Raw genomic sequence first — 22,907 nt, 5'->3', positions numbered from 1 at the left:
CTCCGAGAGCGGGTCCTCAGATCAGGCCCAGCTCCGTCACGGCTGCGCGCTCATCGGCGAGCTCCGCGGTCGAGGCGTCGATCTTGGCGCGCGAGAAGTCGTCGATCTCGAGGCCCTGGACGATCTCCCAGTCGCCGTCCTTGGTGGTGACGGGGAAGGAGGAGATCAGGCCCTCGGGGACGCCGTACGAGCCGTCGGAGACCACGGCCATCGACACCCAGTCGCCCTCGGCGCTGCCGAACAGCCAGTCGTGGGCGGCGTCGATGGTCGCCGAGGCGGCCGAGGCCGCCGAGGACGACCCCCGGGCCTCGATGATCGCCGCGCCGCGCTTGGCGACGGTCGGGATGAAGGTGCTCTCGATCCAGTCCTGGTCGCCGACGACCTCGGCGGCGTTGCGGCCGCCGATCTCGGCGTGGAAGACGTCGGGGTACTGCGTGGCGGAGTGGTTGCCCCAGATCGTCATCTTCTTGATGTCGGTCACCGCGGCACCGGTCTTGGCGGCCAGCTGCGAGATCGCCCGGTTGTGGTCGAGGCGGGTCAGCGCGGAGAAGCGGGCCTGCGGGATGTCGGGGGCGTTGGTCATCGCGATCAGCGCGTTGGTGTTGGCCGGGTTGCCGGTCACGCCGATGCGGACGTCGTCGGCGGCCACCTTGTTGAGGGCCTTGCCCTGGGCGGTGAAGATCGCGCCGTTGGCGGAGAGCAGGTCACCGCGCTCCATGCCCGGGCCGCGCGGGCGCGCGCCGACGAGCAGGGCGAGGTTGACGCCGTCGAAGATCTTCTCGGCATCGTCGCCGATCTCGACGCCCGCGAGGTTGGGGAACGCGCAGTCGTCGAGCTCCATGACCACGCCCTCGAGGGCCTTCAGCGCGGGGGTGATCTCCAGCAGGCGCAGCTCGATCGGGCGGTCGCCGAGCAGCGAGCCGCTCGCGAGGCGGAACAGCAGGCTGTAGCCGATCTGGCCGGCGGCACCGGTGACGGCCACCTTCAACGGGGTAGAGCTCACGACGGACTCCTTCACGCGACTGGGTTCTGTCCCGACGCTAGCAGCGGCCCCGCTCCCTGCGATGCTGGGGTCCATGACGGTGCGGGCCCTCCTCCTCGCGGCCGTGCTCACCGGTCTCGCCGTCCTGGCCGGCTGCGGCACGGCCTCCTCGCCGAGCCCGCCGGCCGGCGTGGACGAGCTGACGATCCCGACGCCGTCGCCCGACCCCGACGACTTCGTGCCCGAGGTCGACAACCCGTGGTTCCCGCTGGAGCCCGGCGACACCTGGGTCTACGCGGTGTCCGACGCCGGCGGCAGCCACCGGATGACGGTGACGGTGGCGCCGGGCCCGGAGATCGCGGGCGTCGCGACCACCAGCCGGGTGAGCACCGAGCCGTCTCGAGTGGTGACCGACTGGTTCGCCCAGGACGAGGACGGCAACGTGTGGTGGTTCGGCCGCGAGGGCAGCTGGCGAGCCGGGGACGCCGGTGCGGAGGCCGGGATCGCCATGCTCGCCCGGCCCCGGATCGGCGACGGCTACCGGATGGCGTACGCCGCGGGGGTCACCGAGGACACCGCGCGGGTGACCTCCCTCGACGGGGACACGGTCGTCGCCGCCGGGTCGTATGACGGGTTGCTGCGGCTCGAGCAGCGCAGCGCGCTCGACCCCGGCGCGACCGCCGAGCTGGCCTACGCCCGCGGCGTCGGGCTGGTCGAGGCGTCGGAGGTGTCCGGCAGCTACCGGACGGTCCGGCTGGTCAGCGGGCCGGTCGCCTCGCCTACTCCGGCGGCCTGATCCGGGTCCCGCCATCGCCGGGCTCGCCCTCGGGCCACTCCTGGTCGGGCCAGTGCTGCTGCTCGGGGACCGCCTCGGTCGGCGGGTGCTCGGCGGCCCGGGCCCGCGCCGCCTCCTCCTCGGCGGCCTGCTGGGCACGCCACTGCTCGGGGGTCTGGCCGACCGGGTGCCACTGCTGACCGACCGGGTCCCACTGCCAGCCGTCCTGGACGATCGGGGCGGCGGCGTACGACGTCTCCTGGTTCCACTGCTGCTGGTACTGGTCGGGCGCGGCGTAGCCGGGCAGCTGGGCCGCTGTCCGCGGCCGGCTGAACCGGACGCCCGAGCCGGGCACCGGTTCGCTCGCGCGACCGAAGAGCAGCGGGTAGCCGGCGCCGGCGGCCGCGGCCCCGAGCAGCGGCGCCAGGATGAACAGCCACAGCTGGATGATCGCGTCGGGACCCGCGAACAGCGCCGGACCGATCGAGCGGGCCGGGTTGACCGAGGTGCCGGTGGCCGGGATCGCGACGAAGTGGATGGCGGCCAGCGTCAGGCCGATCGCGAGCGGCGCGAGCGCCGGGTGCTCGTTGCGCTCGTCGGTGACCGCGAGGATCACCGTCACGAAGACCGCGGTCAGCAGCAGCTCCAGCAGGAACGCCGCCCACCACGCGTAGCCGCTGCCCTGGTCGCCGAAGAAGTTCTGACCCATGTGGCCCTCGGCGTCGAAGCTCTCGAAGCCCTGCATCAGCAAGAAGAGCACGAGTGCGGCGAGGAAGGCGCCGGCCAGCTGGGCGAGCACGTAGAACGCGACCTGGCGCCACGCCATCCGGCCGCCCACAGCCGCTCCGACCGAGACCGCGGGGTTGAAGTGCGCACCGGACACCCGACCGAACGCGTAGACCATGACCATGACCGCCAGACCGAAGGTGAGGCCGACCGTGGTCAGGGTGCTTCTCGCGTCGAGCTCGGAGGCGTAGGTGATCGAGCCGCACCCGAAGAACACGAGCACGAACGTGCCGATCACCTCGGCGGCGAGCTGCTGCCGGAGGGTGGGCCGGGCGGCCGCGTCGACCGCCTGCACCTCCGACTCGGCAACGGGTTGGGCAACGGACTGGTGCACGGAGTCGGCCACGTTCTCACTCCCTCGCTCGCGCGTCCCCCGCGGACGCGGCGACAGCACTCTACCCACGCTCTGACCCGGCTGGACCTGCCTCGCGAGCCGGTGCGAAGGTGGGTCTGTCGCACCCGTCAGGTATCTTGACGTCAAGGAACTTTCCCGAGCTTCAGGAGTCGTCGCGCATGGCCACGATCATCTATACCCACACCGACGAGGCGCCGCTGCTCGCGACGTACTCGTTCCTGCCGATCATCCAGGCGTACGCCGCGAAGGCCGGTGTGGAGGTGGAGACCCGCGACATCTCGCTGGCGGGCCGGATCATCGCCCAGTTCCCCGAGCGGCTGACCGACGAGCAGCGCCAGGACGACGCGCTGGCCGAGCTCGGCGAGCTCGCCAAGCGGCCCGAGGCCAACATCATCAAGCTGCCCAACGTCTCGGCCTCGACGCCCCAGCTCAAGGCCGCGATCAAGGAGCTCCAGGACCAGGGCTTCGACCTGCCGGACTACCCCGAGTCCCCGCAGTCCGACGAGGAGAAGGACGTCCGGACCCGCTACGACCGGGTCAAGGGCTCCGCGGTCAACCCCGTGCTCCGACAGGGCAACTCCGACCGCCGGGCGCCGGCGTCGGTCAAGAACTACGCGAAGGCCTACCCCCACCGCATGGGTGCGTGGAGCCCCGACTCCAAGACCAACGTCGCCACGATGGGCGAGCACGACTTCAAGAGCAACGAGAAGTCCGTGGTGATCCCCGCCGACGACACGCTGCGCATCGAGCTCGAGGCCGAGGACGGCACCACCACCGTGCTCAAGGACTCCCTCCCGGTGCTGGCCGGCGAGGTCGTCGACGCCACGGTCCTCCAGGTCGCCCACCTGCACGGCTTCCTGCGCAACGCGATCGCCCGCGCCAAGGCCGAGGGCGTGCTGTTCAGCGTCCACCTCAAGGCCACGATGATGAAGGTCTCCGACCCGATCATCTTCGGCCACGTCGTGAAGGCCTACTTCGAGCCCGTCTTCGCCAAGTACGGCGCCGACCTCGACGCGGCCGGCCTCAGCGCCAACGACGGCCTCGCCGGCATCCTCAGCGGGCTGGACAAGCTGTCGAACGGCGCCGAGATCAAGGCGGCGTTCGAGCAGGCGCTGGTCGACGGGCCGCCGCTCGCGATGGTCGACTCCGACCGCGGCATCACCAACCTCCACGTCCCCTCCGACGTGATCGTGGACGCCTCGATGCCCGCCATGATCCGCACCTCGGGCCACATGTGGGGTGCCGACGGGCAGGAGCACGACACGCTCGCGGTGATCCCGGACTCCTCCTACGCCGGCGTCTACCAGACCGTGATCGACGACTGCCGCGAGCACGGCGCGTTCGACCCGGCCACGATGGGCTCGGTGCCCAACGTCGGCCTGATGGCCCAGGCGGCCGAGGAGTACGGCTCGCACGACAAGACCTTCGAGATCCCCGCCGCCGGCACGGTGCGCGTGGTCGACGGCTCCGGTGCCACCCTGCTCGAGCACGACGTCGAGGCCGGTGACATCTGGCGCGCCTGCCAGACCAAGGACGCCCCGATCCGCGACTGGGTCAAGCTCGCCGTGACCCGGGCCCGCGCCACCGGCGTCCCGGCGGTGTTCTGGCTCGACGAGAGCCGTGCCCACGACGCCTGCCTGATCGCCAAGGTCAACGCCTACCTGGCCGACCACGACACCGAGGGCCTGGACATCAAGATCCTGACCCCCGAGCTCGCCACCGCGTTCTCCCTCGAGCGGCTGCGCCGTGGCGAGGACACCATCTCGGTGACCGGCAACGTGCTGCGCGACTACAACACCGACCTGTTCCCGATCCTCGAGCTCGGCACCTCGGCGAAGATGCTCTCCGTCGTACCGCTGATGGCCGGCGGCGGTCTCTTCGAGACCGGTGCGGGCGGCTCGGCGCCCAAGCACGTGCAGCAGCTGGTCAAGGAGAACTACCTGCGCTGGGACAGCCTGGGCGAGTTCTTCGCGCTCGCGGCGTCCTTCGAGCACCTCGCCGGGTACGCCGACAACCCGCGCGCCCAGGTCCTCGCCGACACCCTCGACCGTGCGACGGGCACGTTCCTCGACCGGGACAAGTCGCCGACCCGCAAGGTCGGCGGCATCGACAACCGCGGCTCGCACTTCTACCTCGCGCTCTACTGGGCGCAGGAGCTCGCGAACCAGTCCGACGACGCCGAGCTCGCCGGCGCGTTCAAGCCCCTCGCCCAGACGCTGGCCGACCACGAGCAGCAGATCGTCGACGAGCTGATCGCCGTGCAGGGCTCGCCGGCCGACATCGGCGGCTACTACCGGCCCGACGAGGCCAAGGCGTCCGCGGTGATGCGGCCCTCGGCGACGTTCAACGAGGCGCTGGCGTCCCTTGGCTGAGCCGGTCGACGAGCAGACGCCGCAGGAGCGGGACCAGCCCTACGACCGCTGGTCCCGCCCCGAGGCGCTGAGCAAGCGGGGGTACGCGATCATCGCGGTGCTGCCGTTCCTCATCGCCGCGATCGCGTTCGGCGTGGTCTCGCTGGTCTCTGCCGGCGACGAGACCGGCAGCGGCACGACGGTCCGGCTCCCGGTGTCCGGATGGACACCGGGAGGGGGTGGGGACGGCGCCCAGATCCAGGGCGTGCTGCGCCTCGACGACGACCACTGCGTCTACCTCGAGGCCGGGCAGGACGGCGCCGACCCGGGACAGATCTGGCCGGTGTGGCCCGCGGGCTTCAAGGCGGTCCGCGACGGCGAGCGGCTCACCCTGCTCGACGGCGCCGGCCGGACGGTCGCGCACGACGGCGACCGGGTCTCGATGGGCGGTGGCTACGGGCCCGTCGGCACCTTCGCCGGACAGCCCTGCCTGCCTGAGAGCGGTGAGGTCGCGATCGTGCAGTCCGAGGTGACGGTCGCGGACTGACCGGCAGACCAGACGGTGGGCTCAGGCCGCTGCGGGCACGGCGCGCGCCTCGCGCAGGACCGTGGCCCACCACGCCAGGTCGTCGAACATCGCGTCGACCGAGGGGGTGATCGCCTCGGCGATGTCGCTCATCGGGCCGTTTCCGCCGAACGGGTGGACCCGGAAGAGGTCGCCGCCGCCGAGGTGCGCCGAGAACTTCGAGGGCACCATCTGCAGCTCGATCGCCGCGGTGCGCAGGTTCTCCACGGCCCGGGCGCCGCCGACGCTGCCGTAGCCGAATGCGGAGAACGGCTTGCGCCGCCACTCGACGGTCGCCTGGTCGAGCGCGTTCTTGAGCACCGCGGTCATGGCGTGGTTGTACTCGGCGACCACGAACAGGTAGCCGTCGTACCTGCCGATCGCCTCCTGCCACGCCCGGACCCGGGAGTCCGCGCTCGGAGCGTAGAGGTCGCCCTTCTCGAAGAACGGCAGGTCGAAGTCGCGCAGGTCGAGCCGGTCGACGGTGAGGTCGCCGCGCGTCGTAGCGCGCTCCTCCAGCCAGTCGGCGGGCTTGTCGGCGAAGCGCTGGGGGCGAGTGGATCCGATGACGAGGGCGAGGCGGGGCGGTGTGGTCACGGGGCTTCCTTCGGTGTCGAGTAGGGAGTAGGTTCCCTGTAGTAACCACCGTGCCGTGGCCGCCGGATCGGGACAAGAAGGCACTTTCACCGCACCAGGTCACCTCGAGGTGACTACCCCCAGAGAGGAGCGAGCGTGGTCGACACCCGGACGTGCGCGCGGCCCGAGGGCGGCGAAGGGTCCTGCGGTGCGATCGCCGACATGCTCGCGCGGCTCGGCGACAAATGGTCGCTGCTCATCGTCGCCTCCCTCGGCGAGGGACCGCTGCGCTTCAACGAGCTGCGGCGCCACGTCGGCGAGATCAGCCAGAAGATGCTCTCCTCGACCCTGAAGGTGCTCGAGCGCGACGGCCTCGTCAGCCGGACGGTGATCGCCACCGTGCCGCCACAGGTCGAGTACGCCCTGACCGACCTGGGTCGGGAGCTCCGCGTGCCCGTGTCACACCTGGCCGAGTGGACCACCGTGAACACGCCGCGCATCCTGGCGGCCCGTGCCGAGTTCGACTCCCGCGCCGGTTAGGAGGCCGCGGCCGCGAGTTCTGGGTCGACACCCCCGACGGCGGGCACGTCGCGATCGCGCTGGACGCGCACGGCCGCCGCGTCGACTCGGTCACCTCGAACATCGGCCACCTGCTCGGCACCGGCATCCTCGCCCCGGACCGGGTGGCCCGGGTCGCCGAGGTCCTGGAGCAGCCGCGGCTCGACTCGGGCTTCGGGCTGCGCACGCTGGCCTCCGACTCGCCGCGCTTCTCGCGGCTCTCCTACCACGGGGGCACCGTGTGGCCGCACGACACCGCGATCGCGGTGCGCGGACTGGCGGCCGAGGGTCGCCTCGACCAGGCAGCCCGGCTGGCCCGTGGGCTCTTCACCGCCGCGGAGGGCTTCGGCCACCGCCTCCCCGAGCTGTACGGCGGGGACGCGGCCGCCGACGTACCCCTGCCGTCGGCCTACCCCGCGGCGTGCCGTCCGCAGGCCTGGTCGGCCGCGGCCCCGCTGGCCGCCCTGGTCGCAGCGAGCGGGCTCCGCGTCGACGTACCGGCAGGGACGGTGCTGCACCCGGCCCGGGTCAGCGCCGCCCTGGGCGGGTACTCGCTGCGGGGGCTACGCGCCGGTGGCCGGCGGCTCGACGTGCACGTCGGTCACGACGGGCGGGTCACGGTGGACCTCGAGGGTGGCGAGCTCGCGATCGTGCAGTCCGAGGCGTCGGTCCCCGACTGATACGCCGTCGCCGGTGTCTAGCTCGCCTCAGACATGGCCTGGATAGCGGCGTCGAGCTCGTCGGCGTGCTCGAGGCGCCATGCGTCGGAGGCGCAGAGCTCGTGGGTGCCGCCTGCGTCGACGAGGCGCCGCAGTCCATTGGGAGTGGTCCACAGGTAGGCGCCATCGCCGAGCTGTCTCACTCGGTAGCCGCGGATGGTCTTGGCCCGGTGGTGTGACCGGGAGAGTGGGGCGATGTTGTGGTCGCCGGTCTGTCCGGGTGGACCGAGGGGGTCGTAGGGCACGGCGTGGTCGCCGTCGTAGCGGCCGGTGATGGTGTTGGTGCCGACGGCGTAGGGGAAGACGTCGCCGACGCAGCGCAGGCGGGTGCGCTCGGTGACGGTCGCGGGGAACTCGTAGGCGTTGACGCTGACGTGGTCGTCGAGGTCGATGACGGGCTTGACGGTCACGTGGGCGTGGCCGAGGAGGGACACGACCTGCTCGAGGAGCATGGGTCCGAGGTCCTCGACCCGGGCGACCGCCGAGGAGGTGCCGGCCAGGGCGCTCTCGTGGAGGTGGAGGTAGAGCACGGCGCGTCCGTGAGGGCGGCGGGGGAGGAGCTCGTCCTGCTTGAGCCCGAGGAGAGCGCAGACGTCGTCAGGCCGGGCGAGCCAACCGAACGCGATCGCGCGAAGCTCGTCGTGCGTGAGGTCGTCGAGCTCGACCGAGAGGTCGGGGTGGTGGGCGCGAAGCACGTCGGGCCGGGCGAGGAGGGCATCGACGATGCGCTCGACCATGGCATCGATCCACACCGCATCGCCGGGGGTGAGGCGGGAGAACACGCTGCGGGTGCCGGTCTCGAGGTCGGTGCGGCTCACCCACACGCCCTTGCGGCGCCGTCCCTCCTCGAACCGGGCGACCTGAGCGGCGGGGTCGGCCTCGATGACCTTGGCCTCGGCGATGGTGAGCACCCGGCCGGGTGACTCACCGCCGATCGCGTCCGCGACCGCCTGGTCGACGATGCCGACCTGGTCGCGGTCGAGGCGGCGCGACATCCGGGCCACCTTGCACGCCACCCACGGCTCACACTCCAGCGCGACCACCTGAGCCCACGTCAGCGGCAGGCGGTGCCGCAGGTCCAGCACGTCCCCGAGCGTGGCACGCGTCGAGGCGGGATGAGTCTGGCGGGCGATGGCGAGCTCGTGGACGCACAGCTCCTGAACCAGGGGAGTGCCGTCCGCGCCGAGCTCGACCAGCCGGTCCCCGCCACGTCGGGCCGGCACCGCCCCCGGCTGCTCCTGCGGGTCCGCGCCGTGCAGGTCCGCCCACTGCAGCATCAGCAGCAGGTCCTCGACCTGCGCCTCGCGACGCCGACGCAGCGCACCCTCGCTCGCGGCGAGCACGCCGGCGGCATCGAGGTCGCAGATCGGGAGGGACATGCTGTTACCTTAACCGAACAGATGTTTGAAAACAATACCTAGCAGGAGTCTGTGGATCGTTGCGTCTGGTGGTTGCGGAGCCTCGCAGGTCGCGGCCAGTCGGCTAGGGAGACGCAGTCGCGGAAGCCGCTACCACGACGTCCGACGAGACCCCACAGGTCGACCGTGGCGCATAGGTAAGACGCGGTGGGACCGGTCGCTCGGACCAGTGCACAGACGGGATACGGACTCAATCAGGCGTCGTCCCGCCGCAGCAACCGGGGATTCTGGAAACGGCCTCATCCCCTCTGTGCAGGGTGCAGAGTGTTGCATCGTGGGTGAGCCGCTTCGAGTCGTCAGTTGGAATTGTGCGGGTGCCTTCAGGGAGAAGATTGGGCGGGCGTTGGCGCTCGACGCCGACGTCTATGTGATCCAGGAGGCGGAGCCGGTCGACCGGTACGCAGGACTGCTGCCGCCAGGCAGCATGACCCACTACGTCGCTCGGCCGGAGTACGCGAAGGGTGTACTCGTCTTCGCGCGCCCTGGCTACAAGGTCGAGGCGCAGTTGCAGCCACTCGTGCCCGGGTACTCGCACGTCACTCCCTTCACCATCACCTCACCCTCTGGTGCTTCGGCCGACCTCTGGGCGGTGTGGACCCTCGGCGCGTCACGGCACGAGGCCGCCTACGTCGGCCAAGCCCACCTCGCGCTTGATGATCTGGAACCGGCACTGCGCACCGGCACAGTGATGATCGGGGACTACAACTCGAACGCCATTTGGGACAAGGAGAGGCGTCGTAACCACTCGACGCTAGTGAGCCGGCTCGCGGTGCACGGTCTTGTGTCTGCGTACCACCTCTGGACTGGCGAGGTCCAAGGCTCGGAGTCACAGCCGACGTTCTTCTTGCACCGCCGCGAAGCCAAGCCGTTCCATCTCGATCACTGCTTCACTGATCTCGAGGTCCTCGACGTGAAGGTTGGCACCTTCGCCGATTGGTCCGGCCTGAAGGCGGCCGGCGGAGTCTCCGACCACGTCCCTGTCACCGTCGTGCTAGCCCTACCCGTGCCAGAGGGCGCCTACTGAGGCGACTCCACGTTTGCAGGCCGGAATGAGTGGACCTGCGGGCCGCTCGCGGTGGAGTGCCCGCGTGCAGCAGCCAACCGAGCCGCGACCGGGCCGAGGCTCGCCGACACAGCCCGTGACCGGCCGGGAAGCGGCCCCCTCAGCGGTAGAACCCCAAGAAGCTGCGCGCAGCAGCCTCGACGATCTCCTCCGGCGTCGCCTCGAGCGTCCCGCTCAACCAGCGAGTGATCAGCTCGGCCATGCCGCCGACGAACAGGACGCCGGCGATCTCGTCGTCGTGCTCGCTGCGGCGGGCGCCGCCGGAGAGCGTCCGGGCCTCCTCGGCGGAGCGCTGTGCGAAGTGGTGGAGCAGTTCGGTGCGCCGCTGCCGCAGCGACGGCATGGCGCCGGCCTCGATGATCGCCACCCGGCCCTTGCGCGGGTCCTCCACCAGCATCTCGACGAGCGCCCGGAGCGAGGCCAGCACCCGCCCGGCCGGGTCCGCACCCGACTCGTCGGCCGCAGACAGGGCGCGCTCCTCGATCTCGACCGCGATCGCGTCGATGACGGCCGTCAGCGCCTCGTCGAGGTTGCGGAAGCTCTCGTAGAAGTACCGCTCCGAGAGCCCGGCCTCGGCGCAGATCCGGGTCATGGTGGTGCTGGTCGTGGGGTCGGCCCACACCGCGAGCGTGGCCTCCATGAGACGGGTCCGGCGCTCCGCGACCCGCGCCGCGGCGGGGACGCCGCGGTACACGCCTGCCTGCACCGCCATGGCGACACCATCTCACGGGCCCGAGGGTCTCCGCGGCAGAACATTGACAGGATGCCCTTCCTGAATGAAGTATGGCGCGGGTCACACCAGCCCGAGGAGGCTCGATGACTGACCAAGCGACGCTCGAGGCGTCGGCCGGCACCGCCTCGACCACCGTGCGCGAGGTGCCGGTGCAGCTGCCCAGCGACCGCGGACTGCCGGTCCTCGGCAGGCTCCTCGACTACACGAGGGACCCGATCGGGCTGTTCCGCCACCAGTGGGAGACCTACGGGCCGGTCTCGCCGCTCCACGCCGTCGACCGCGCGGTCGTGCTGCTCGGCCCCGACGCGTGCGAGCAGGCGCTGCGCAACAAGGACAAGGCGTTCCTCAACGAGCCCGCCTGGGGCAGGGTCGTCGGCCCGTTCTTCCATCGCGGCCTGATGCTGCTCGACCGCGACGAGCACCGCGTCCACCGCCGGATCATGCAGGAGGCGTTCACGCGCGACCGGCTGGCGGCGTACGCCGGGCGGATGCATCCCGCGATCGCCGACGGCACCGTCGGATGGGACAGCGACCCGCGCTTCCGGGCCTACCCGGCGCTCAAGCAGCTCACGCTTGACATCGCCGCCGACATCTTCATGGGCGGCGCGCCCGCCACCAGCCCCGCCGAGATGGACCGCGTCAACCGCGCCTTCATCGCCTGCGTGCAGGCGGCCGCGGGCGTCGTGCGCGCCGACGTGCCGTTCACCCGGTGGGGCCGCGCCTACCGCGGTCGGGCGGTGCTCGACGGGTTCCTGCGCCACTACCTCCCGGTGAAGCGGGCCACGCGGACCGACGACATCTTCTCGGTGCTGTGCCACATCGAGACCGAGGACGGTGAGGGGTTCAGCGACGACGACGTCGTCAACCACATGATCTTCCTGATGATGGCGGCCCACGACACCTCGACCATCACCGCCTCGACGATCCTGCAGCTCCTCGGTCAGCACCCGCTGTGGCAGGAGCGTTGCCGGGCCGAGTCGCTCGCGCTCGGTCCCGCGCCCACGCTCGACGAGCTGGAGAGCCTCGAGTCGCTCGACTGGGTGACGCGCGAGGCGCTGCGGCTGCGCGCTCCCGTGCCGGCGCTGGTGCGCTACACCGTGAAGGACACCACCGTGCAGGGCTACCGGATCCCGGCGGGCACCCATGTGGTGGTCGGTGTGCAGTTCTCGCACGTGATGGAGGAGTACTGGACCAACCCGATGGTGTTCGACCCCGAGCGGTTCTCGCCGGCACGGCGCGAGGACAAGTCGCACCGGCTGGCGTGGGAGCCCTTCGGCGGCGGGGTCCACAAGTGCCTCGGGCTGTACTTCGCCGGCATGGAGGTCAAGGCGATCCTGCACCGGCTGCTGCGGGAGCACCGCTGGAGCGTCGACCCCGGCTACGTCGCCCCGATCGACAACCACTCGCTGCCGTTCCCCAAGGACGGCCAGCCGCTCCGCCTCGTCCGCACCGGGAGTGCCCGATGACCGCCACCCGGCCGGCCCCGGCCCGCACCTCCGACGCCCGCCCGGCCTGGGTCACCGAGCGCAAGCTGGCGTCCTGGACCCGCTGGGTGGCCTGCCCGGTCTCCGGAGGCGTCGAGACGCTGACCGCGACCGCGCCGTACGACGCGGGTCCGACCGCGCAGGTCCCGGCCTGCACCGCGGCCGACGTCGCGGCCGCGGTCGAGACGGCGCGCACGGCCCAGCCCGCCTGGGCGCTGCTGACGCACGACGCGCGGGCCGCGGTCGTGCTGCGCTTCCACGACCTGCTCGTCGAGCGGCAGGACGAGGTGCTCGACCTGATCCAGTGGGAGATGGGCAAGGCGCGGTTCCACGCCTGGCAGGAGGTGTTGCAGGTCGGCAACCTGGCCCGCCACTACGCGCGGCACGGCCGGGCCTACCTCGCCGACACCAGGGTCCGGCCGCCGGTGCCGGCGGTGACCAAGGTCCGCGAGGTGCGGAGGCCGAAGGGCGTGGTCGGGATCATCGCGCCCTGGAACTACCCCCTCTACCTCGGCGTCGGCGACACGATCCCGGCGCTGGTCGCCGGCAACGCCGTCGTCGTCAAGGCCGATCCGCAGACCCCGCTGACGCTGCTGTGGACCCGCGCACTGATGGCCGAGGCCGGGCTCCCCGAGCACGTGTGGGAGGTGGTGGCCGGGCCGGGTGCGGCAACCGGGGAGGCGCTGGTCGACCACGTCGACTTCGTCAGCTTCACCGGGTCGACGGCCACCGGCCGGCTGGTCGCTGAGCGCGCCGCGCGGCGGCTGATCGGCGCCTCGCTCGAGCTCGGTGGCAAGAACCCCCTCGTGGTGCGCGCCGATGCCGACATCGCCCAGGCCGCCCGGGGGACCGTGCTCGCGGCGTTCGCCAACACCGGCCAGATGTGCATCCACATCGAGCGCGTCATCGTCCACACCGACGTCTACGACGAGTTCACCGACGCTCTGCGCGCCGCTACCAGCGGTCAGCGGCTCGGTCAGACCTACGACTTCTCCTGCGACGTCGGCCCGCTCGCCTCCCAGGCCCAGCTCGACAAGGTCTCGGGGCACGTCGCGGACGCGGTGGCCAAGGGTGCCACCGTGCTCGCCGGCGGGCGGCCGCGCCCCGAGATCGGGCCGTACGCCTACGCGCCGACGGTGCTCGAAGGCGTCACCGGCGACATGGGACTCTGCCTCGGCGAGACCTTCGGGCCCGTCGTCGCGCTCTACCGGGCGCGTGACGACGCCGACGCCCTGCGGATCGCCAACCAGGGCACCGCCGGGCTGTCCGCCAGCGTGTTCAGCAAGGACCTGGCGTCCGCCGATGCCTTCGCACGGCGGATCCGGGCCGGCTCGGTCAACATCAACGACGGAGCCGCCCTCGCCGCCGGCACCGTCGAGGCCGGCATGGGCGGTGTGGGCGACAGTGGCCTCGGCCGCCGGCACGGCGCCGAGGGCATCCGCAAGTACACCGACGCCCAGACCGTCGCCACCTCCCGTATCGGCCCGATCGGCCCGCCGCCGGGCACGCCGCTGGAGCGGTTCGTCGCGATGGGCAACGCCCAGCTCCGGGCGCTGCGCCGGCTGCGCGTGCGCTAGCACCCGACACCAGACCCCTGTTCAGACCGACCCCGAGGTGACCATGACCCGCCAGATCTCCGGAATGTCCATCATCGTCACGGGCGGCGCCCGCGGCATCGGCAAGGCCACGGTGGAGCGCTTCGCCCGCCAGGGCGCCTCGGTCGCCGTCGGCGACCTCGACCCCGAGCTCGCCGCGGAGACCACCGGGGCGTACGGCGACCGCGTGGTCGCCGCCCGGCTCGACGTGACCGCCCCGGCGTCGTGGCGGGAGTTCCTCGCCGAGGTCGCGCACCTCGGCCCCTGGGACGTGCTGGTCAACAACGCCGGCATCATGCCGCTGGGTTCGGTGCTCAAGGAGCCCGACGAGGTGACCCGCGCGATCTTCGACGTCAACGTGCACGGCCCGATCAACGGCACCAAGGCCGTCGCCCCCGGGATGGTCGAGCGCGGCCACGGCCACATCGTCAACGTCGCCTCGGCGGTCGGCCGCCTGGCGGTCGCCGACGGTGCCTCCTACTCCGCGTCGAAGTTCGCGGTCGTCGGCTTCAGCGAGGCGACCCGGGCCGAGCTCGGCCCGCTCGGCATCGACGTCTCGGTGGTGCTGCCCACCGTGGTGCAGACCGAGCTCTCCGCAGGCGTCCCCGCCGCGAAGGGCGTCCCGCCGGTCACCGCCGACGACGTCGCCACGGTGATCGAGAGCGTGGTGCGCAAGCCGCGGGCCGAGGTGTGGGTGCCCCGGTGGGTGCAGGGGCCGACGAAGACCATCCAGGCGCTGCCGCGGCGGGTCCAGGACGCCCTGGCCCGGATGAACGGCGCGGCCGACGTGCTCCACAAGGCCGACCCGGCCGCCCGGGCGGCGTACGAGGAGCGCGCGCGCCGCAACGCGGAATAGGCGTCATCGGTCGTCCGGTTGCAGACTGGGAGCGCTGCACAACGCCGTCAGCCGCGTCCCACCCCAGCGACCGGAGAGGGTTCCCCGACCCGATGACGACGACCGCGCCCGCCCCGGGCCTGGCCCCGAGTGCCCGCGCCTCGCACTTCCGGCTCGCGGTGCTGGCGCTCGCGCTCGGCGGGTTCGCGATCGGCACCACGGAGTTCGTGACGATGGGGCTGCTGCCCCAGATCGCCGACGGGATCGACGTGTCGATCCCGAGCGCCGGCCACCTGATCTCGGCGTACGCACTCGGAGTGGTCGTGGGGGCCCCGCTGATCGCGGTGTTCGGAGCCCGCCTGCCGCGGCGAGGGCTTCTGGTCGGCCTGATGGCGGCGTACGCCGCGTTCAACCTGCTCAGCGCGGCCGCCACCGGCTACGGCGTGCTGGTGGTGGCCCGCTTCCTCGACGGGCTGCCGCACGGCGCCTACTTCGGGGTCGCGTCGCTGGTCGCCGCCAGCCTCGCGCCGCCGGCCCGGAAGGGACGGGCGGTCGCCGCGGTGATGCTCGGGCTCTCCGTCGCGAACGTCGTCGGCGTGCCGGCCGCGACCTGGCTCGGCCAGCAGGCCGGGTGGCGGGCGGCGTACGTGTCGACGGCCGCGATCGCCGCGGCCTCGATCGCGATGATCCTGCTCTTCGTGCCGTCGCACCCCGGCAACCTCGCTGCGACCGGCCGTCGCGAGATGTTGTTCTTCCGCAACGGCCAGGCGATGCTCACGCTCCTGGCCGGGGCCGTGGGCTTCGGCGGCCTGTTCGCCGTCTACTCCTACATCGCCCCGACGGTCACCGAGGTCGGCGGGCTGTCCGAGTCCGCGGTGCCGGTGTTCACTGCGGCGTTCGGTGTCGGCATGGTCGCCGGCACCTGGCTGGCCGGCCGGCTGGCCGAGTGGTCGGTCTTCGGGTCGCTGATCTGGGCCGGCATCGGGTCCGGGCTGGTGATGCTGGTCGTGTGGGCGGCCGCACCGCACGGCTGGCTGCTGCTGCCGGCGGTGTTCCTCGTCACCGCGATCGGGTCGGTGCTGGTGATCAACCTCCAGCTGCGGCTGATGGCGGTCTCGGGCGAGGCCCAGACCCTCGGCGCGGCGATGAACCACGCCTCGCTCAACCTCGCCAACGCGCTGGGCGCCTGGCTCGGCGGCGTCGTGATCGCAGCGGGCTACGGCTACCGGGCGCCGGCGCTGGTGGGCGGCGCGCTCTCGGTCGTCGGCGTCGCGGTGCTGCTCTGGTCGGCCTCCGTCGACCGGTCCGCGGCCCACTCCTCGGCCAGCAGGTCGTAGCCGACCAGGTCGACCGGGGTCCCGTCGGCGGTGCGCACGGCCCGCCGCTGTACGCCGGTGCGCCGCATGCCGATCGCCTTGAGCACCCGGAGCGAGGCCAGGTTGGGGGCTGAGGCGTACGCCGCCAGCCGCTCGAGCCCCAGGGTCTCGAACCCGTGCCCGAGCGCGAGCCTGGCCGCCCGGGTGGCGATCCCACGACCTCGAGCGTCCGGGTGCGTCCAGTAGCCCACCTCGGGCTCCTGGGCGATCCGGTGCAGGCCGACGGCGCCGAGCAGGGTGTCGTCCTCGGGGGTGCACACCGCCCAGGTGATCGTGTGGTCGGTCGCGAGCCGCTCCGTGACCTGCTCGACGTAGGCACGGCCCTCGGGCTCGCCGGGGTCGCGGGGCAGGAACGACAGCCAGTACTGCGTGTCCGCGTCGCCGAGCCCCTCCACGATCCGGGGTACGTCGGCATCGGAGAACGGGCGCAGCCGCACGCCCTCTCCGTCCACGACCGGGTTCTCCAGCCAGCGGGTGCGCGGCTCGCGGGGCTCATCGGGCAGCAGCGTCCCGACCCAGCTGTCGAGGAGCTCGCCGCGCTGCGGGTTCCAGCGGCGCACCAGGCCGTCGTCGGAGAAGCCCAGACGCCAGGCCACCTTGCGGGACGCCCAGTTGCCGACGGTCGCATACCAGATGACCACCTGCAGGTTCCGCTCCGCGAACCCCCACGCCAGCAGCAGCCGGAGCGCTCGCTCGACCACTCCGCTGCCGCGGATCGACGGGTGCGAGCCGTACGCGATCTCGGCGCGTCCCGAGCCCTCGTCGCGCAACGAGATCGTGCCGCCGTACCGGCCCTCGTGCTCGATCGCGAAGATCCACTCGGAGTCGTCCGCCCAGCACCCTGGGCAGAACTCCTCCACGAACGACCGGGCGTCGTCCATCGAGTACGGCACCGGCACCCTCGTCCACCGCTGAGAGGAGGGGTCCTGGCACTGCTCGAAGCACCGGAGGGCGTCGTCGGGCCGGTGCGCGCGGAGCGTGACGACTCCGTCGGTGAGCGTGGGCGCGGGCATGCCGGAACCCTCTCAGCGGCCGCCGCGGGGCGGCAAACCGTTAACCCCGGATGCCGGTCCGGCGACCCCCATGGGCGAGAATGTCCGCCATGTCCACCACGACCGCACCCGAGGTCTCGGAGTCTCCCCAGGAGTCGGAGCAGGGCTCGGGCACGACCCGGCCGCGAGTGCTCTCCGGCATCCAGCCGACCGCCGACTCGTTCCACTTCGGCAACTACCTCGGAGCGCTGCAGCAGTGGGTGGACCTGCAGCAGGACTACCAGCCGTTCTTCTTCATCGCCGACCTGCACGCGATCACCGTCGAGCAGGACCCCCGCGTGCTGCGTGAGCGCACGCTCCGTGCGGCCGCGCAGCTGATCGCGATGGGCATCGACCCCGACCGGTCCGCGATCTTCGTCCAGTCGCAGATCCCCGAGCACGCCCAGCTCGGTTGGGTGCTCCAGTGCCTCACCGGCTTCGGCGAGGCCCGCCGGATGACCCAGTTCAAGGACAAGTCCGCCAAGGGCGGAGAAGGAGCGGCCAGCGTCGGGCTGTTCACCTACCCGATCCTCCAGGCCGCCGACATCCTGCTCTACCGGCCGCACTACGTGCCGGTGGGGGAGGACCAGCGCCAGCACCTCGAGCTGACGCGCGACCTCGCGCAGCGGTTCAACAGCCGCTACAAGAAGACGTTCCGGCTGCCCGAGCCCTACATCCTCAAGGCGACCGCCAAGATCACCGACCTCCAGGACCCCACGGCGAAGATGTCCAAGTCCGCGTCCTCGCCGTCAGGCATCGTCGAGATGCTCGACGACCCCAGGGCATCGGCGAAGAAGATCCGCTCCGCGGTCACCGACTCGGGCTCGGCGATCCGGTTCGACCCGGAGGACAAGCCCGGCGTCAGCAACCTGCTCACGATCTACTCCGCGCTCACCGGGCGGGGGATCGCCGACCTCGAGCAGGAGTACGCCGGTCGCGGCTACGGCGACCTCAAGAAGGACCTGGCCGAGGTCGTGGTCGAGTTCGTGACGCCGTTCCGCGAGCGCACCCTCGAGCTGCTCGACGACCAGTCCTACCTCACCGGCGTGCTGCGCCGAGGGGCCGAGCAGGCGGGCGCCGTCGCCCAGGCGACCCTGCGCGACGTCTACCAGCGCGTCGGCTTCGTCGCCGCGGGCCAGTAGGGTCTCCCACGTGCCGACGATTGGCGTAGCGGTCGCGATCCCCGAGCCGTGGGCTTCCGAGCTCCAGGACTACCGGAAGGGCGTCGGCGACCACACCGCCGCGATGATCCCCACCCACATCACCCTGGTGCCGCCGACCGAGATCGACGACGTGCACCTCGCCGACGTCGAGAAGCACCTCGAGGAGGTGGCGGCCGAGACCACGGGCTTCTGCGTCCACCTGCGCGGCACCGGCACCTTCCGTCCGGTCTCGCCGGTCGTGTTCGTGACCCTGGTGGAGGGCATCTCGCGTTGCGAGCAGCTCGCGAAGGCGCTGCGACGGGGACCCCTCGAGGTCGAGCTGCAGTACCCCTACCACCCGCACGTGACGATCGCCCACCACCTCGAGGACGACCTGCTCGACCAGGCCTTCACCGAGCTCGCGGGCTTCGAGTGCGAGTTCGACGTCGAGCGCTTCCACCTCTACGTGCACGACGACCGCGACGGTTGGCGTCCCACGCGCGACTTCCCGTTGCAGGCGGCCCAGGGCCGCTGATGGCGCCGCGCTGATGTCTTCGCTCGGGGGCGGCATCGGCGGCCGGGTGACCGCTCTGCGGCGGCGCCGGCCCCTGGTCGACCACCTGGTGCGGATGCAGGAGCACTACGGCAAGGTGTTGGCCGGCCAGCAGGCCGGGGCGATGACGTACTTCGCGTTCCTCTCCTTCTTCCCGATCCTCGCGCTGGCGTTCTTCGTCGTCGGGCTCGTCTCGCAGGTCTACGACGGCGCGGACGCGGACCTGCGCCGCGCGATCAACTCGATCCTGCCCGGCATCGTCGGCTCCGGCGAGGGCAAGCTCTCGCTCGACGACATCCGCACGTTCTCCGGCTGGGCCGGACTGCTCGGGCTCGCCGGCGTGCTCTACTCGGGGCTGAGCTGGGTGTCCGCGTTGCGTGACGCGCTCGTGGTGGTCTTCGAGATCCCCGCGCGCGAGCAGCCGGGCTTCGTCGGCGGCAAGCTGCGCGACCTCGTCACCCTCGCGTCCCTCGGCGTGGTCCTGCTCGTCGCCGTCGCGGTGACCGGCTTCGTCAGCGGCTTCTCCGGCGAGGTCGTGGGGTGGTTCGGACTCGGCACCGAGCTCGGCTGGATCGCCACGCTGGTCACGGTGGCGCTCGGGCTCGCCGCCAACGCGCTGCTGTTCTACCTGCTGTTCCGGCTGCCGGCCGATCCGCATACCCCGCGCCGGTCCCTGTGGAGAGGTGCCGTCCTCGGCGCACTGGGCTTCGAGGCCCTCAAGCAGGTGTCGAAGTACCTCCTGGAGAGCACGAAGGAGCAGCCGGCGTTCCAGGCCTTCGGAATCGCGCTGATCCTGCTGGTGTGGATCAACTACTTCTCGCGGGTGGTCCTGTACGCCGCGGCGTTCGCGCACACCTCGCGCGAGGCGCGGGCGGCCCGGGTCACCGAGGACGCGCCGCCCGTGCAGGGCCCGCCCTCACCGCCGGTCGCCCGGCCCGAGCCCGCGTCTCGACCGGCCTGGCTGCCGCCGTACGTCGCCGGGGCCGTCAGCACGCTGGGGGTCGTGGCCGTGGCGAGGCGGTTGTCGAGGCGGCGCCGGGCGGGGGCGACCGACACGCAACCGAACGCCTCCCGTCGACGTCTGAAGGCATAGCATCCAGCCACGTCCCGGTACCGGAGGTCTGACATGAGTCGTCGGCGTCGAACTGCCCACGAGAAGGCGCTGCGACGCCGGGTCGTCGAGGCCAAGGGCCGCCGTCGCCGCGCCCGGGTCAGCCGGGCGGCCGGCGCGGCGACGGTGGCCGCGGTCGGCCTGGCCGGTCTGACTGGGGCGCAGCAGGCCGTCGCCGCTCCCACGAGCACCTCCGCCGGGGCGCAGTGTGGCGCCGACGTGCCGACGCCGGGGAGCTCACCGTCCGACATCGTCGAGGTGGCCGGTGCGGTCTTCTTCGTGGCCGACGACGGTGTGCGCGGGCGTGGGCTCTGGACCACGGACGGGAGCGCGGCCGGCACCGTGCTGATCCAGGACCTTGCCGGCGACAGCTACTACGACGGCCGTTCGACCCAACTCACCGCCGTCGGAGACACGCTGTTCTTCATCGCCGACGACGGCACGCACGGCCGGGAGCTGTGGAAGTCCGACGGCACCCGTGCGGGCACCGTGATGGTCAAGGACATCGACTCCGCCGACGACTCCTACTACGGCGGGCCGGCCTTCCTGACCGCGCTGGGCGGCACGCTGTTCTTCACCGCCGACGACGGCACGCACGGCCGGGAGCTGTGGAGGTCCGACGGCACCCGTGCGGGCACCGTCAGGCTCACGGACATCCCCTCCTCCGGCGGGTACTACGGGGACATCGGCCCCGCCGAGCTGACCGCAGTGGGGGACACGCTGTTCTTCTCGGCCGCCGATCGCACGCACGGCGAGGAGCTGTGGACGTCTGACGGCACCCCCGCGGGCACGGCGATGCTCAAGGAGATCCGGCCCGGTGAGTACGGCAGCTCGCCCACCGGGTTCACCGCCAGCGGCGACACGGTGTTCTTCAGCGCCCGCGACGGCGTCCACGGCGCCGAGCTGTGGACGTCGGACGGGACCGGCGCCGGGACGGTGATGGTCGACAACATCAACCCGGGCGCCGCGTCGGCCGGCCCCAGGTACCTCACCGAGTCGGGCGGATCGGTGTTCTTCATCGCCGACGACGGTCAGCTCGACGGGGCGCTGTGGACGTCGGACGGCACCGAGGCCGGCACCGTCCTGGTCAAGGACGTCGACCCGGGCGGTTCCGACTACGGCGCCGCGGACCTGACCGACGTCGGCGGGACCCTGTTCTTCCGCGTCGACGACGGCGTCCACGGGCAGGAGCTGTGGAAGTCGGACGGAACCGAGGCGGGCACCGTGCTCGTCAAGGACATCAACGCCGACGTCTACGGCAGCTCGCCGTACTGGCTGACGAACGCGGCGGGCAGGCTGTTCTTCGTTGCGGGTGACGGGTTCCACGGCCGTGAGCTGTGGACGTCCGACGGCACCGAGGCCGGGACCAGAATGGTCGAGGACATCCAGCCGTCAGGTGTCGATGGCAGCCCGAACTCCCTCGCCGCCGTCGGCGGGACCGTGTTCTTCCGCGCCGACGACGGCGTCCACGGTGGAGAGCTCTGGGAGTCCGACGGCACTACGGTGGGCACGAGGATGGTCGCCGACATCAACACAGGCGGAGGCTTCGAGGTCGGCCGTGGCAAGGTCGACACGACGGCGGGCACGGTGCGGGTGGTCGTCGAGGTCGAAGGCGCCGGCACCTTGGTGGTCGCCCCGGTGGCCGGGTCCCAGATCAAACGTTCGGTGACCGACGTGGGTCGAGCCCGCAAGGTCGCGGTGACGCTGGAGCCCACCAAGGCCGGCATGCGGGAGCTGCGCGAGAAGGGCGAGCTGAAGGTCCGGGCACGGTTCAGGTTCACTCCCTGCGGCGGAGCCGGCAGCAGTGAGGTCCATCGGTACACCCTGAGGCTGCGGTGAGAGCTGCGGGGGACGCCACCGAGATCGGCTTCCACTACAGCGCATCGTTCCCCGAGGTCCTCGGCGCGGCAGGGTGCTCGCTGCTGGTCTCGACGTACCAGGCGGGCCAGCTGGTCGCCATCGGCGTGCACGACGGCCGGCCGACGCTCTCGTTCCGCAGGTTCGACCAGGCCATGGGCATCGCGGTCGGGCCCGACCGGGTCGCGATCGGGGGCAAGGGGCAGGTCTGGTCCCTGCGCGACCACTCCGAGCTCGCGCCGGCGATCGAGCCCGCCGGTCGCTACGACCGGTGCTGGCTGCCGCGCACGTCCGTCGTGACCGGCTCGATCCAGTGTCACGAGGTCGCGTGGGGCACCACCGCCGCCGGCGACCCGGACCTGTGGGTCGTGAACACGCTGTTCTCCTGCCTGGCCGGCCTCGACTCGAGCTACAGCTTCGTGCCGCGGTGGCGCCCGCCGTTCATCTCGGGCCTGGCCGCGCAGGACCGGTGCCACCTGAACGGCGTGGCGATGCGCGACGGTGCCCCGGCGTTCGTCACCGTGATGGCGCAGACCGACGAGCCGGCCGGGTGGCGCGCGGCGCGCAACGACAGCGGAGCGGTGCTCGACGTCGCCTCGGGCGAGCCGGTGACCACCGGCCTGGCCATGCCCCACTCGCCACGCTGGCAGGACGGCAACCTGTTCGTGCTGAACTCCGGCCTGGGCCGGCTCGAGCGGGTCGACCCGGCGACCGGGCAGCGGGACGCGGTCGCCGCCGTCCCGGGCTATGCCCGCGGGCTCGCGCTGCACGGCGGGCTCGCCTTCGTGGGGCTCTCGAAGATCCGCGAGACCGCGATCTTCGGCGGTGCGCCGATCGCGGCCTACCACGACCGGCTCGTGTGCGGCGTCGGGGTGATCGAGCTCGCGACGGGCACGACCGTCGCCACGCTCCAGTTCGACGCCGGCGTCACCGAGATCTTCGACGTGCAGGTCGTCCCCGGCGCGCGCTGCCCCACCCTCGCCGGTGACGACGAGGTCTGGCTGCTGCCGGCGTAAATGACGTCGACCCGCCCGAAGCTCTC

The 22,907-nt window shown here is 71.9% G+C and carries 21 protein-coding genes; 15 read left to right on the top strand and 6 right to left on the bottom strand.

Annotated features, from left to right (window positions below):
• Positions 1–16 precede the first annotated feature (16 nt).
• Positions 17–1,003: a malate dehydrogenase gene (locus tag QQZ14_RS07265; RefSeq protein ID WP_284533566.1), complete on the bottom strand. Its 987-nt coding sequence runs from the start codon at positions 1,001–1,003 to the stop codon at positions 17–19.
• A 73-nt stretch (positions 1,004–1,076) separates the two neighbouring features.
• Here QQZ14_RS07265 and QQZ14_RS07260 point away from each other — a divergent pair, with 73 nt between their 5' ends.
• A complete protein-coding gene (locus tag QQZ14_RS07260) occupies positions 1,077–1,778 on the top strand; it encodes a hypothetical protein (RefSeq protein ID WP_284533565.1) in 702 nt (233 codons plus the stop codon).
• Here the strand turns inward: QQZ14_RS07260 and QQZ14_RS07255 are convergent.
• Positions 1,762–2,889 carry an MIP/aquaporin family protein gene (locus QQZ14_RS07255; RefSeq protein ID WP_284533564.1) on the bottom strand — a complete coding sequence of 376 codons (1,128 nt, stop codon included), beginning with the start codon at positions 2,887–2,889 and terminating at the stop codon, positions 1,762–1,764. The two genes, QQZ14_RS07260 and QQZ14_RS07255, sit on opposite strands and share 17 nt — an antisense overlap.
• A gap of 167 nt (positions 2,890–3,056) precedes the next feature.
• Here QQZ14_RS07255 and QQZ14_RS07250 point away from each other — a divergent pair, with 167 nt between their 5' ends.
• Positions 3,057–5,270 (top strand): NADP-dependent isocitrate dehydrogenase, encoded by a 2,214-nt coding sequence (locus QQZ14_RS07250; RefSeq protein ID WP_284533563.1) that lies wholly within the window; start codon positions 3,057–3,059, stop codon positions 5,268–5,270.
• Positions 5,263–5,796: a hypothetical protein gene (locus QQZ14_RS07245; protein WP_284533562.1), complete on the top strand. Its 534-nt coding sequence runs from the start codon at positions 5,263–5,265 to the stop codon at positions 5,794–5,796. The genes QQZ14_RS07250 and QQZ14_RS07245 overlap by 8 nt, the downstream gene beginning before the upstream one ends.
• 21 nt (positions 5,797–5,817) lie before the next feature.
• Here QQZ14_RS07245 and QQZ14_RS07240 read toward each other — a convergent pair whose 3' ends face one another.
• Positions 5,818–6,411: an NADPH-dependent FMN reductase gene (locus QQZ14_RS07240; RefSeq protein WP_284533561.1), complete on the bottom strand. Its 594-nt coding sequence runs from the start codon at positions 6,409–6,411 to the stop codon at positions 5,818–5,820.
• Between the two features lie 135 nt (positions 6,412–6,546).
• Between QQZ14_RS07240 and QQZ14_RS07235 the strand changes: the two genes are divergently transcribed.
• Together QQZ14_RS07235 and QQZ14_RS07230 are read left to right on the top strand one after the other, a co-directional pair.
• Positions 6,547–6,930, top strand: a complete 384-nt coding sequence (locus QQZ14_RS07235) for a winged helix-turn-helix transcriptional regulator (RefSeq protein ID WP_284533560.1) — start codon at positions 6,547–6,549, stop codon at positions 6,928–6,930.
• Positions 6,864–7,628, top strand: coding sequence for an amylo-alpha-1,6-glucosidase (locus QQZ14_RS07230; RefSeq protein WP_284533559.1), 765 nt, complete (start codon positions 6,864–6,866; stop codon positions 7,626–7,628). The genes QQZ14_RS07235 and QQZ14_RS07230 overlap by 67 nt, the downstream gene beginning before the upstream one ends.
• A 17-nt stretch (positions 7,629–7,645) precedes the next feature.
• On the opposite strand, the gene QQZ14_RS07225 is transcribed toward QQZ14_RS07230, so the two are convergent.
• Positions 7,646–9,046 (bottom strand): hypothetical protein, encoded by a 1,401-nt coding sequence (locus tag QQZ14_RS07225; protein WP_284533558.1) that lies wholly within the window; start codon positions 9,044–9,046, stop codon positions 7,646–7,648.
• 313 nt (positions 9,047–9,359) lie between these two features.
• Between QQZ14_RS07225 and QQZ14_RS07220 the strand changes: the two genes are divergently transcribed.
• Positions 9,360–10,109: an endonuclease/exonuclease/phosphatase family protein gene (locus tag QQZ14_RS07220; RefSeq protein WP_284533557.1), complete on the top strand. Its 750-nt coding sequence runs from the start codon at positions 9,360–9,362 to the stop codon at positions 10,107–10,109.
• 139 nt (positions 10,110–10,248) lie between these two features.
• On the opposite strand, the gene QQZ14_RS07215 is transcribed toward QQZ14_RS07220, so the two are convergent.
• Positions 10,249–10,860, bottom strand: a complete 612-nt coding sequence (locus tag QQZ14_RS07215; RefSeq protein ID WP_284533556.1) for a TetR/AcrR family transcriptional regulator — start codon at positions 10,858–10,860, stop codon at positions 10,249–10,251.
• 104 nt (positions 10,861–10,964) lie between these two features.
• Between QQZ14_RS07215 and QQZ14_RS07210 the strand changes: the two genes are divergently transcribed.
• The 4 genes from QQZ14_RS07210 to QQZ14_RS07195 all read left to right on the top strand — a co-directional run bounded on the left by QQZ14_RS07210 (position 10,965) and on the right by QQZ14_RS07195 (position 16,132).
• A complete protein-coding gene (locus QQZ14_RS07210; RefSeq protein ID WP_284533555.1) occupies positions 10,965–12,347 on the top strand; it encodes a cytochrome P450 in 1,383 nt (460 codons plus the stop codon).
• On the top strand, positions 12,344–13,942 hold the full coding sequence (locus tag QQZ14_RS07205) for a succinic semialdehyde dehydrogenase (protein WP_284533554.1): 1,599 nt from the start codon (positions 12,344–12,346) through the stop codon (positions 13,940–13,942). The genes QQZ14_RS07210 and QQZ14_RS07205 overlap by 4 nt, the downstream gene beginning before the upstream one ends.
• A 43-nt stretch (positions 13,943–13,985) precedes the next feature.
• The gene (locus QQZ14_RS07200; RefSeq protein ID WP_284533553.1) at positions 13,986–14,816 is read left to right on the top strand and encodes an SDR family oxidoreductase; all 831 of its coding nucleotides are present in this window, start codon (positions 13,986–13,988) and stop codon (positions 14,814–14,816) included.
• A gap of 92 nt (positions 14,817–14,908) precedes the next feature.
• Complete coding sequence (locus tag QQZ14_RS07195; RefSeq protein WP_284533552.1) at positions 14,909–16,132, top strand: MFS transporter; 1,224 nt, start codon at positions 14,909–14,911, stop codon at positions 16,130–16,132.
• On the opposite strand, the gene QQZ14_RS07190 is transcribed toward QQZ14_RS07195, so the two are convergent.
• On the bottom strand, positions 16,018–17,184 hold the full coding sequence (locus QQZ14_RS07190) for a GNAT family N-acetyltransferase (protein WP_284533551.1): 1,167 nt from the start codon (positions 17,182–17,184) through the stop codon (positions 16,018–16,020). The two genes, QQZ14_RS07195 and QQZ14_RS07190, sit on opposite strands and share 115 nt — an antisense overlap.
• 89 nt (positions 17,185–17,273) lie before the next feature.
• Here QQZ14_RS07190 and trpS point away from each other — a divergent pair, with 89 nt between their 5' ends.
• Genes trpS through QQZ14_RS07165 form a run of 5 tightly spaced genes read left to right on the top strand, consistent with a single transcriptional unit; the run spans position 17,274 to position 22,881 of the window.
• Positions 17,274–18,344 carry a tryptophan--tRNA ligase gene (trpS, locus tag QQZ14_RS07185; protein ID WP_284533550.1) on the top strand — a complete coding sequence of 357 codons (1,071 nt, stop codon included), beginning with the start codon at positions 17,274–17,276 and terminating at the stop codon, positions 18,342–18,344.
• A gap of 10 nt (positions 18,345–18,354) precedes the next feature.
• Positions 18,355–18,879 carry a 2'-5' RNA ligase family protein gene (locus QQZ14_RS07180; protein WP_284533549.1) on the top strand — a complete coding sequence of 175 codons (525 nt, stop codon included), beginning with the start codon at positions 18,355–18,357 and terminating at the stop codon, positions 18,877–18,879.
• Positions 18,880–18,892: 13 nt separating this feature from the next.
• Positions 18,893–19,990, top strand: a complete 1,098-nt coding sequence (locus tag QQZ14_RS07175; protein ID WP_284533548.1) for a YihY/virulence factor BrkB family protein — start codon at positions 18,893–18,895, stop codon at positions 19,988–19,990.
• A 33-nt stretch (positions 19,991–20,023) separates the two neighbouring features.
• Entirely contained in the window at positions 20,024–21,847 is a 1,824-nt protein-coding gene (locus QQZ14_RS07170) for an ELWxxDGT repeat protein (RefSeq protein ID WP_284533547.1), read from the top strand.
• Positions 21,844–22,881, top strand: a complete 1,038-nt coding sequence (locus tag QQZ14_RS07165) for a TIGR03032 family protein (protein WP_284533546.1) — start codon at positions 21,844–21,846, stop codon at positions 22,879–22,881. Before QQZ14_RS07170 ends, QQZ14_RS07165 begins: the two co-directional genes overlap by 4 nt.
• Positions 22,882–22,907 lie beyond the last annotated feature (26 nt).

Origin of the sequence: Nocardioides sp. T2.26MG-1, assembly GCF_950101795.1 — a bacterium.
In the GTDB taxonomy this organism is placed as follows: domain Bacteria; phylum Actinomycetota; class Actinomycetes; order Propionibacteriales; family Nocardioidaceae; genus Nocardioides.
This window is presented reverse-complemented; position numbering and strand designations above follow the sequence as displayed.